Raw genomic sequence first — 10,579 nt, 5'->3', positions numbered from 1 at the left:
GCCGCCATGGCCGCCATCACCGGCGAAGACTTCGAACTCACCGCCGACACCTTCACCAGCGCCGCCGCCGGCGCCGCACAGAACCAATTCGACCGTGGTGGCAACGACGGCGGCGACAACGGACCCGGCCAAGACCCCGAACGCGAGCCCAACCAAGACCCCGCGAACAACAACGATCCGGCCCGGGGTGAAAACAGCAACAACCCCGGCCGCGGCGAGAACAACCAGGACACCCCTGACGGCGGCCAGAACAACGACCGCGGCGTCAACAGCAACGAACCGCCCGCCAGCGCTCAGCCCTCCAGCGGCAATAACGACAACAGCCCCGGGGACGGCACGGAACCACCTGCCCGCACCCAACCGTCCCCCAGCGGCGACCCGAACAACACCGGCGGCAATAACCCGTCCCCGAGCCAGCAACCGACCCAAACCAGCCCCGCGGGCGACGACAGCAGCGGCAACCACCCCAGCCAGAACGATGGCAACGGCAACCAGCCCTCCTCCGGCCAACAGCCGCAGCCCGACGCGCCCACCCCCGGCGAGGGCGGCAGCACCACCAGCAGCCCCGGGGATGAAACCTCCGGCAACGGCAACAACGCTCCGGCTGACGAACCGCCCGCGCACTCTGTCCCGACAGCGCAGAACGATGGCGCCGGTGACAGTGGCGGTAGCACCGGTAATGGTGATAGCGGTGGCAGCGGTAGCACCGGCAACAACGATGGCGGTACCAGCTCCCCCACCGACCAGCCGACCCACCAGCCCACCGGCACCGACCCGAGCTCCCTCGACCTTCCCGCCCAAGACCCCTCCGCACCCCAGCCCGAGCAGCCGTCCCAAGGCCCCGATTCGCTCGACCTGCCGACGCAGGAGAATCGCACCGCCCAGCCCGGCACGACCCAACCGGCCGAGCCCACGAGCTCTCTGGACCTCCCCGAGCAGGACAGCCAGGCACCCTCGAACCTGACCACTGATCCCCTCGACCTGCCACCCCACGACACACCGTCGAACTCCCGGCCAACCCCCTTGGACCTGCCCACCCAGAACACCGACGACGCGCCTGGCGATCCGCAAGCCCAGAACGCCCCCAGTCAAGACACATCCGGCCAGTCGGGCACGGGCACGCCGTCGAGTCTCGGCGCCCCCACGTCAACCGGCGGCCCGAGTTCGACTACGCAGCACACACCACCGCCTCAATCCGCAGCGCCCACACCCGACAGTTCGACCGGCCGCAACCAAACCCCGCCCGCGCAAGACGAAGCCGCGACCCCACCCGCCGGTGCCCCACTCACCGCCGCCGCAGCACCGGCAAACACCACGGCAGCAGCAGCCACCGCACCACCGCTGGATACGGCCGCCCAACCCAACTCGCCCACACCCGCGAACGCCGCCACAGCGAACTCGCCCAACCCCGCCAGCCCCACCCCTTCGCCGACCCAGACCCCCACCCCCACAACACCACCCAGCCCAACCCCACCAGGCGACCGAGCCACGTCCGGCCGCCCCACTCCGTCGCGCCCGAACACCAACACCAACCGCGCAACATCCGCCGACCCGAACGTCGGCACCGGCGACGCGACGCCTCCGGTCCCGAAAACCGACCCCACCCACACCACATCCCCCGCTCCGAGCCCCGACGCGAACCGCGCCACATCCTCGGACCCGAACCCCGAAGCCAGCCACCCAACCTCACCAAGCCCGGATTCGGACCCGACCCCGGACGCCAACGACCCCAACACCACCCCAGATTCACCCCCACCGAACCGCCCCGGCTACAACCCCGACATCCACACATACGTCGCCCACTTCAACGACGGCCGCCCCATCCCCCGCGACCCCTTCTACACCGGCCAATACAACCCCCACACCGGCCGCTACCAACCCACCGAAGCCGAATACCAGGCCGAACGAGCCCAACTCGCGAACACACCCGCCCGTCCCCAACCTGGAATCCCGAACCGTACATCGGCCCTAGATGCACAGGTCAAGCAATCCAGTCAGACACCAGACAGTCCATACACCAAGTCCTCGTCGAGCGACTACGTACCCGGACACCGACCTCACTCAACGAACCTTCCCGATGCACGGGCTCCGCTGTCGTATTCGCCATCCACCAACGACCGACAAGACCAACAGGAGTTCGGCGACCGCGATAGTCAAAGTCCTGGACGTAGCAACTACTTCCACAACGATCCGCCGGGTCGCAGCAGGTCAGGCAAGGATTTCAGCTCGTCCGGTCACCCAAACTTTGACGGGAGAACTGGATACTCGGAGTCGGACCAGCCCCACACGAGCACTCCGGCTGGCGTTGGTCGCGCTCAAACGGCCGGTCCTCCTGGTAGCCCAGTTTCGACTCCGCGTCCGGTCTCGGGCTACAAGCCGGTCTTCGACACCCCACAGCGAAGTCCACAAGAATGGCTGGAACGTCTCAAAGGTTTGGGGCCAGCGCTCGGCTCATTCGGCAATGAACCACCTCCACACACCGATTCGCGACAAAGTTCGCTCACAGATACCAACTCCGAGACCCGCGACAACCCTCAAAGGCGCGGGCCACACCCGAGTCCAGCACAAGGTGCAACCGCCGGGTCAGATGTCGCAAACCCGAGGACTCACCCATGGGTTCCGCCTTCAGAGCACCCGACCGTTCCAATTCCTGTTGTAACGGACAGCATCGCCGATATGCCGACAATCCCCTTGGAGCAAGTCGAGGCCCTCTCCGAGGAACTGCAAGATCTATATGACACCGGTCTAGAGACGCCGGCGGGACGGGCCTACTACGAGCCCGACGACCAGGATATGCGGGACTCCGCACTGGCGCTTCAGGCAATTCCCGGGTTCTATACTCTCGATCTACACGGCAGCCCTGAGGCAGCGTATATCGGCGACGATGAGCTAACTGCGGCAGAGCTTGCGGAATTGGTTCGCGCCGACCCGAACTGGAACGGAGAACCGATCCGCCTGTTCTCGTGCGAAACAGGCCAAGGCGAAGACCCATTCGCACAACATCTGGCCGACGAACTCGGAGTCACAGTTCATGCACCGACGGAGCTCGCCTGGGGCTATGCGGATGGGACCAGCATAGTTTCCTCAGCTCATTGCGACAGCGACACATGCACCCAACCGAAGTGGCCGCCAGACGGAATATGGGTCCGATTCCATCCAACCGAGAACTGAAGGAGACAATTCAATGACAAGAATTGCACAACTGTTCGACGGATCAGATAGTTCGGGTTTTCCCGATTTCTCATCGCGCCAGATTGTCGAGGACGATAGCGAGAGAGCGAGAATTAAACAGTTCTTGACCGGAGGAACTCTCATTCTCCGAACCTCCGGACGCGGCGCGGACGTGCTTGCACCAGAAAAAAAGAGGGCAGTTCCGATGTCCTATGCCACGGATGGCGTTTGGATCTGGTCGCGCGCCGCCGCCTACTACCTGTCCAATCACGGCATAGCGCCCGAGGAAGATTTCCTCGAACATATCCGTCGGTGCGATTATTCTGCAATCGTCCCCGACCAGGATACCGTGAGCTCCGCCATTGACAGGCTCAAACAGCACTTTGCCTCTACGCAGAATCAATCCTGAACCACGAACGATCCATACCGCTATCACCTCGATGGATCTCCGGTTAATTAAGGTGGTCACGCTACGGTAATCGTTTATCCGCCAGGAGCTTCGGGCCCGCTCTGGTGGGACCCGCAAGCCGGAACCGTGTCCGATACACCACCCCCAAGGATGGTCGGCAACTCGGTGACTGTGGATTTCATCCCCATACCCGCCGACCAAGGAGCAATGAATGCCGGCACCGTACAGAACCAAGGATCAGGTGGAACAGTATCTGGCACAGATCCTCGGTCCCAGCCAGAAGTACCACATCGGTCCGATCGAATTCGGGTGGCTGTGCAGCCCGGAGCCGACTCCGGGAACGACATTCAGTCAGACCGTCGGGATGACCAGCCTGGTGGTCAACGCCGAGACCGGGACGGTGACCCAGTATCCGAGCTGGCCGGGACCGATGATCGCCGAGGACTACGCCGAAGCGATGCGGACGGGTCGGCCACCAGCAGGCGGGCAGATCTACCCACCACGAACACAGGTCAGGATCCGGCGCGCGAACGAAACCATCGACCAGATCACATATCAAGTGACGGAGCTGGCCCAACGTCAGCCCCCACACGAGTTCCAACTGGTGATCAACAAACGTACGTTGGAGTACCAACCGACCGGGACGACCTCAGCGGTCGTGACGTCGTGGGCAGACTGGCGCAAGAACCAGGACGGGACCTGGCCGGTCGTGGGGACAACAGAGTACTGACCCCCGCTACCGAGGGTTCCGATACCCGTCGCGGACTTGATCAGGAAGTTGGCACGACACCACAGAACCAAGCAACCGCAGCAGGAGCCACCGATGCCCGAGCCCCTGGAAACGCCGGAACAAGTCCAGCGGTACCTGGCTCGAGCGCTCAACACCACCCGCCAGTTCACGGTTCTCCCGACTCAGTTCGGCTGGGTATGCCGTCGAATACTGACGCCGGAGGAACGAGCGAAGGGCAGGGGTCTCGGGCTGGGGAACTACGTGGTCAACCGTCAGACCGGAGTCGTGACAGCACACCGGAGCCTGTCGCCGCGGACGATCGGGGAACAGTACGACGAAGCGATTCGGACCGGGCAACCAGTCCAGGGTCGGCAAGTGTATCCCCCGACGTGGAGAGTCCATATCGATCGGATTCAGGAGACTCCCGACGAGATCCAGTACCGAGTCCTGTCCGAATCCCAGACGCAACCACCGATGGAACCTCCAACGCAACATCAGCTTACGATCAACAAACACAACCTCCAGCACCACACGAACACCCCGGCAATCCATCCCACATGCACCCGAGCGATGGCATGGGCGGAAGCCCGCAGCCGCCAGAACGGAACCTGGCCCCAGACAGGGACGTTCGAGTTCTAGACCAAGGTCCCCAGGCCGATACCCATACAGCCCCGCAGTCGGGCGCGGCATCCGACACCCCACCTGCCTGGATGGCCGACAATTCGACCAAGCTGTCGATTCCGATTTCCGCTGATCAAGGAGCCACCAATGCCGGATCGACAGTTCCACACCAGGGAGCAAGTGGAGCAATACCTGGCTCAGATCTACCCGAGCCAGGAACAGACCATTCTGGAGACGGAGTTCGGATGGGTGGCCCGTCCGATCCTGACCCAGGAGCAGATAGCGAACGGGCAGGGACTGGGCCTCGGGAACTACGTGGTGAACAAGCAGACCGGAGTGATAACAGCACATCGGAGCCTGCCCCCGAAACTAATCGGGGAGGAGTACGACCAAGCGATCAGGACGGGCCAACCGATTCCGGGGTACCAAGTATTCCCACCGATGTGGACGGTTCACGTCGAACGGACACGGGAGACACCCCAGGAAGTCGAGTACCAGGTCCGGGCGACCTCCCTCACTGAACCCCATCAATCACCGATCAACGACCAGTTGGTGATCAACAAGCAAACCCTGGATTCTCGAACCAGCACCCCAGCGGCCCACCCGGCATGTCAGGAGGCCCTGGCATGGACGGAATGGCGCAGCCGCCAGGACGGGACCTGGCCCCAGACAGGGACATTCGAGTTCTAGACGACAGTCGCGAACCCGATTCCTCCACAACCCCGCAGAACTCCCAGCCCTCCGCAGCTCCGATCGACCAGAACACCCAGCCAAGCGCAACCAAGCCCGCTGACCAGCCGAGCAGCCGTACATCAGCTGACCCAGTGCGTATGGAAGCAGGCCTGCATCACCCCGGCCGCAGCACTGCGGCAGGCGATCAGCCGCCCGGCCGGGGTCGGACGGAAGACAAGCCGCCCTCTACGCCGGCTCGGCTCGAACGAAACAATCCCGCGCCGAGCGCGGAATCGTTGGCTCCACAGCGCAATGATGGCGCCGAGCGCCCTGAGCAGGCGACCTCTGCGGCGCCACAGGCCGCAGGTGACTCCGCCGCGCCGATCGCCGGCCATTCCGCACCGGACCCGTCGCTGCCGCGCGATGAGTACTTCCGGCCGAAAGGCAACCCGGTCCCGACCGACGATCTGGTCCATCCGGATATGGATTCGACCGAACTGCAACGGCTGCAAGCGATCCAAGAAGCTCTGGACAAAAGCACGAAAGAATACAAAGACAGAACCGGACAGTGGCCACCGACGCCGCCCGGTGTCGATCGCAGCCATCCTGCCGTCCAGTCGCTGCTCCCGGACGGGTTCGATCCGTATCACGGTCTCGGCCATGACGCGTGGATGGCTTCGATCACCAGGCCGGATAACACCCTGGATTGGGCTGATGGGGACGTATACCCAGATTGGCCGCCCCTGAATAACCATCGCGATAAATCGCAGCCATTCAAGGGCGCTTACAATCCCGACCGTAACGAGAAATTCGTCGCCAATATGGAGCGACAGATCGTGAAGAGCCGAATGATCGTCCTGGATACTCGCAACGCGAACGAAGCCGCTATCACCGACCTGAAAAACATCGTGGAATCGAAAGGGTGGTCCGACAATGTCATCTGGTACCCCTAGCCCCTGGAGGCCGGCCCAGATGCCGAGCGACCCCGAAACGGCTCGAGTTCTGAATGATTGGCTGACGCGGCCCGGAGAAGGGTTCGTCGCGTACGGACTGGCGTTCGATTCGGCAGATCTGTCAGGTGGCGATTTCTCCAACTGCCAATTGAATGGTTCCTCCTTCCGCGGTACGTCCATCCGAGATGCAGTCATCTATCGTTCAGACCTGTCGGAAACCGACTTCACCGGAGCCGATGTAGCTCGCTCGAGAATCGCGCGAGTCGAATGGGATTACGCCACCTTGGCACATTCAGATCTCCGCGCCTGCCAGATAGCAAAAACGTCGTTCTACCGCTCGAATATGCGGTCTTCCAACCTCAGCGGTGCGGTGATTACCGACTGCAACCTGATCAATACCGACCTCAGGGGGGCAAATCTTCGCGAAGTGCGACTCGAAGCATGCGCGCTCGAGATCGCAATGGATGGAACCACGCTCGTAGAACACATGACAGGTACCGCGTACGGTCCGGCGCAGATCTTCGAGCCATCCGGAACACGAACGCTGGATGGCAGCGAATTAGAAGATTGGCTGAACAGCCATGGAGCAAGCGTGCAGATCCTTGTACCCGAGCATCGAAACATGCACGACGGCGATTAGTTCAACCGATCCAAGTGGGAGGATTGCACGTTATGTACATACTGCCCGATATCGACGAGGTCGTGAACCAGCTCGATGACGCCGACGACGAGACCCCGTTCGAGCAGGTACCTGCACGGGAGCGGCTGGACCAGCTCGACCAGGAACTCCGCTCACCGTTGGCCGACTACCTGGACGAGTCGAGCGCACTGTGGGTCACCGCGTCGATCGACGATCCCCTCGACCCGAGCAAGAAGCGGGTGGTGTCGATCGGCTACTCGACCGACGGGACATGGGCCTGGCCCTCGTACTGGGGTTACTTCGTCCGCAAGTACGGCGTCGAAGTGCCGGCCGAGTTCATCGCTCATGCGCGGGAACGGAACTTCGTCCCGGCGGTTCTCGACGCTGCGGCGCTGAAGGCCGCCGAGCAAGAGTTCGACAAACTGTTCGACTGACAAGGCAGGTAGGCCTTCAGAAAGGTCAGGACGTGGATTACTACGAGCTGGATATGATCCTGCGCGGGCTCGGCGTGCCGGAGTCGATTTTCTCGATCGGCAAGCTCGCCGATGATCATTATTGCCTCGTGCCGATGGAAGACGGCACCTACGAGGTCTTTTGGTATGAGCGCGGCGGCCGCCACGACCGTTGCGTGTACAACAAGCAGGATGCAGCGTGCTGGGGCATGTTGGGCATGATCGGCGGCGGATTGGACGGGACGCAGCCGCTCGCCCCCGGCCGGGGTACCGCGGGCGCGCTCGGCGGAGCACCGATCACCCATCCCGCGGTGCAGTCACTGCTGCATGACGATTCCGGCGGCGTATTCGGTGACCTCACCGAAGACGCTTGGGTACAACAGTTCGTCGTGGCAGAGGATCGTAGCCTGCCGATGGGAGAACGCCGCCTGATCTGGCCGAATCCGACCCGGCACCCCGACGGATTCGCCGAACCTGCGGGCCGCGCGCCTATCCGGATCGAACCCGGCCGGATCGTGGACTCGTTCGGGTCTACATACACCCGTCTGCTGTACGACATCGGAACACCGTTCGTCGAACGCTCGCTCCCCCTCGACTACGCGCATTCCGGTTACCGCCGATGGCGAGTGATCAAGCAGATGCCGGTGTGGTCGGGCCCGGTGGCGCCCTGGTTCGGACAGCCGGGCGGCGGAACCCAATACTTCACTCTGATGCCCGCCGTTGACCTGGTGGGCTCAGGCTTCATCGAGGAGATGGCGCTGTGACCACCGGAGGCGAACTCTTCCCCCAGGACCCGACCAGCCAGCTGGCACAGTTCTCCAAAGTCAGCACACCGGATTCGCTTGTATCCGAAGGCCGGGAACGGGAACAAGCATGGTGCGTCGTCGAAGCCGACGACGGCTGGTGGGAGGTCTTCTACTACGAACGCGGTTCCCGAACCCAGAACCTCGGCCGCGCCAACTCGAGAATCGCGGCACTACGGCTGCTGGGCGGACGCATGCTGGTCACGGACATCCTCAATCGGAGCTGACCTGAGGAGCCGAGTTCGCCCGGGCGGAGCCCCTTATGCGCGGTAGACCCCGGTTCCCATCGGTCGATCCGATCCTCGGCGCACCGACCGAGCATGATGGAGCGATGAGGATCGGACGCCTCTTCGACGGGACCGACGACGCCGGGCGCCCCGAATTCTCCGCGCGGCTGATCATGGAATGCGATGCCGAACGCGCCAGAGTCCTCGGATTCTTGAAGGGCGGGAGACTCGTTCTCAGGACTTCTGCACGTGGACCGGATCTGCTTGCCCCCGAGCGAAAGCGGGGTGTCCCGATGTCCTTTGCCACGGATGGAACTTGGATATGGTCGCGCGCAGCCGCGTACTACCTAGCGGAGCACGGAATTGCACCGGAGGATGATCTCCTCGAGCACATACACCACTGCAGGTTCCACGCTGACGTGCCCGATCAAGGCGCCACCGACCGCGCGGTCCTGGCGCTGCAGCAGCACTTCGCGTCCGTGCACAAACGGTGAGGATCAGTCGAAGCGCTCTGCCGTCACACCGGCAGGTGAAATCTCGCAAACCGCTCTGGTCAGCGGGTATTGCGGCGCGGCACAGGTCGTTTCGGTGGCGACGAGCGGGTGTCGCCGTCAGGGCTGGCGAGGCGGCGTTCCAGGGCGGTGAATGCTGTGATCACGTCCGGGGATTCGAAGGCTCTGTTGCGGCGGCCGACGGTGAGTTGGCGGAGGATTCCCGCGTCGGTCAGGCGCTCGATTGCAGGATTGGTCGCGGGGTAGCTGCGTTCGATCAGCGCTGCGGCTGTGGCGACGGTCAGGATTGGGGCGCCGACGAGTTTGCCGATCAATAGGTCGAGCGCGGAGTTCGCGCGGACGGGGGCCAGCCGGGCGCGCCATGATCGTTGCAGGTCGGCAGCCTTGTGTTCGAAATCTGTGGCGTCGGCGGCTGCGCGTGTGCACGCCGCGGCGAACCGCGCGACCCAGGTGTTGAGGTCTTCGGTGGCCTGCTTCGAGTCGGGCGCGCCGAGATGGCGGAAGCGGTTCAGGCCGTCGATGTAGCTGTCGCTCCAGGTCGCGAGTATCAGCGACACCGGTGCGACGATGCGTTCGGCGACACCGCGGCGACGCAGAATGAGGTGGATCAATGCGCGGCCGGTTCGGCCGTTGCCATCGACGAATGGGTGGATCGTCTCGAATTGCGCGTGCGCGATCGCCGCCTGGGCGACAGCGGGCAAGTCGTCGCTGTTGCAGAAGCTGATCAGGTCCTGCATCAGCTCGGGAACATTTTCCGGCGGTGGCGGAACGAACTCGGCCGAGCAGGGATTGAAGGAGCTGCCACCGATCCAGTTCTGCACCGTGCGCAGGTGTCCGCCATGCGCTGCGAGCTTGGTGCCCGCGAGCAGTCTGCGGTGAACCTCCAGAACGGCGTTCTCTGTGATCGCACCGCCGGGCTCGATCACCGTGGTAGCCAAAGCCATCGCATCGATGTTCGCCAGTACCTCGGCAGCGGTGACATCCGAGGATTCGCCTTCCAACTCACGAGCCGCCTCCGCGCGTAGCAGCCGCCGAGCGCCGATCTCGAGTCCCTCGATGCGCGAGGAGGCGATGGCCTCGGCGCGCAGGAGCAATCGAGACAGCGCTTCGGTCTCGACGAGCGCCGTCGCCTCGGTGTCCAGGCGTGTGATGGCGACTTCGGCGTCGACCACATCGGCAGCGGTTTCGCTGGTCAGCGCGATAAGGCGGCCGACCAGGCGATCCGGCAGGTAAGCCTGATAGACACCGGAGCCACGATCCCGGCGCGACAGGCCGCTGCCGTCCAGGTCGCTGACCCAGCGTCGCTGCACAAGCTTTGCCATGACTCCTCCTTATTAAAGGTTAGCAGATAACCTTTAATAAGGATGGCGGGTAATGCGGGTTATCACG

Annotated in this window: 10 protein-coding genes and 1 pseudogene; 10 read left to right on the top strand and 1 reads right to left on the bottom strand. The window is 63.4% G+C overall.

The features are described 5' to 3' along the window. The 10 genes and pseudogenes from ACFXNW_RS27065 to ACFXNW_RS27020 form a co-directional block, all read left to right on the top strand. Positions 1 to 3,171 (top strand): annotated as a pseudogene (locus tag ACFXNW_RS27065) (hypothetical protein); the annotation flags it as partial. Positions 3,172 to 3,184: 13 nt separating this feature from the next. Then, complete coding sequence (locus ACFXNW_RS27060) at positions 3,185 to 3,580, top strand: hypothetical protein (protein WP_379420601.1); 396 nt, start codon at positions 3,185 to 3,187, stop codon at positions 3,578 to 3,580. Positions 3,581 to 3,791: 211 nt separating this feature from the next. Further along, a complete protein-coding gene (locus ACFXNW_RS27055) occupies positions 3,792 to 4,310 on the top strand; it encodes a hypothetical protein (protein ID WP_379420600.1) in 519 nt (172 codons plus the stop codon). A 768-nt stretch (positions 4,311 to 5,078) separates the two neighbouring features. Beyond that, positions 5,079 to 5,621 (top strand): hypothetical protein, encoded by a 543-nt coding sequence (locus ACFXNW_RS27050; RefSeq protein WP_379420599.1) that lies wholly within the window; start codon positions 5,079 to 5,081, stop codon positions 5,619 to 5,621. Between the two features lie 140 nt (positions 5,622 to 5,761). Continuing rightward, complete coding sequence (locus tag ACFXNW_RS27045) at positions 5,762 to 6,556, top strand: hypothetical protein (RefSeq protein WP_379420598.1); 795 nt, start codon at positions 5,762 to 5,764, stop codon at positions 6,554 to 6,556. Positions 6,557 to 6,575: 19 nt separating this feature from the next. After that, on the top strand, positions 6,576 to 7,196 hold the full coding sequence (locus tag ACFXNW_RS27040) for a pentapeptide repeat-containing protein (protein ID WP_379420597.1): 621 nt from the start codon (positions 6,576 to 6,578) through the stop codon (positions 7,194 to 7,196). Between the two features lie 32 nt (positions 7,197 to 7,228). Further along, positions 7,229 to 7,630, top strand: a complete 402-nt coding sequence (locus ACFXNW_RS27035; protein ID WP_379420596.1) for a hypothetical protein — start codon at positions 7,229 to 7,231, stop codon at positions 7,628 to 7,630. 32 nt (positions 7,631 to 7,662) lie between these two features. Then, a complete protein-coding gene (locus tag ACFXNW_RS27030) occupies positions 7,663 to 8,412 on the top strand; it encodes a TNT domain-containing protein (protein WP_379420595.1) in 750 nt (249 codons plus the stop codon). Beyond that, a complete protein-coding gene (locus tag ACFXNW_RS27025) occupies positions 8,409 to 8,678 on the top strand; it encodes a hypothetical protein (RefSeq protein ID WP_379420594.1) in 270 nt (89 codons plus the stop codon). The genes ACFXNW_RS27030 and ACFXNW_RS27025 overlap by 4 nt, the downstream gene beginning before the upstream one ends. Before the next feature lie 104 nt (positions 8,679 to 8,782). Further along, positions 8,783 to 9,172: a hypothetical protein gene (locus tag ACFXNW_RS27020; RefSeq protein ID WP_379420593.1), complete on the top strand. Its 390-nt coding sequence runs from the start codon at positions 8,783 to 8,785 to the stop codon at positions 9,170 to 9,172. A 59-nt stretch (positions 9,173 to 9,231) separates the two neighbouring features. Here the strand turns inward: ACFXNW_RS27020 and ACFXNW_RS27015 are convergent, their stop codons facing one another. Next, the gene (locus ACFXNW_RS27015; protein ID WP_379420592.1) at positions 9,232 to 10,512 is read right to left on the bottom strand and encodes a Fic family protein; all 1,281 of its coding nucleotides are present in this window, start codon (positions 10,510 to 10,512) and stop codon (positions 9,232 to 9,234) included. Positions 10,513 to 10,579 lie beyond the last annotated feature (67 nt).

The sequence above is a fragment of the Nocardia sp. NPDC059180 genome, from assembly GCF_042754945.1.
In the GTDB taxonomy this organism is placed as follows: Bacteria; Actinomycetota; Actinomycetes; order Mycobacteriales; family Mycobacteriaceae; genus Nocardia.
Note: the sequence above shows the minus strand (reverse complement) of the source record. Positions and strands in the feature narration are given on the sequence as shown.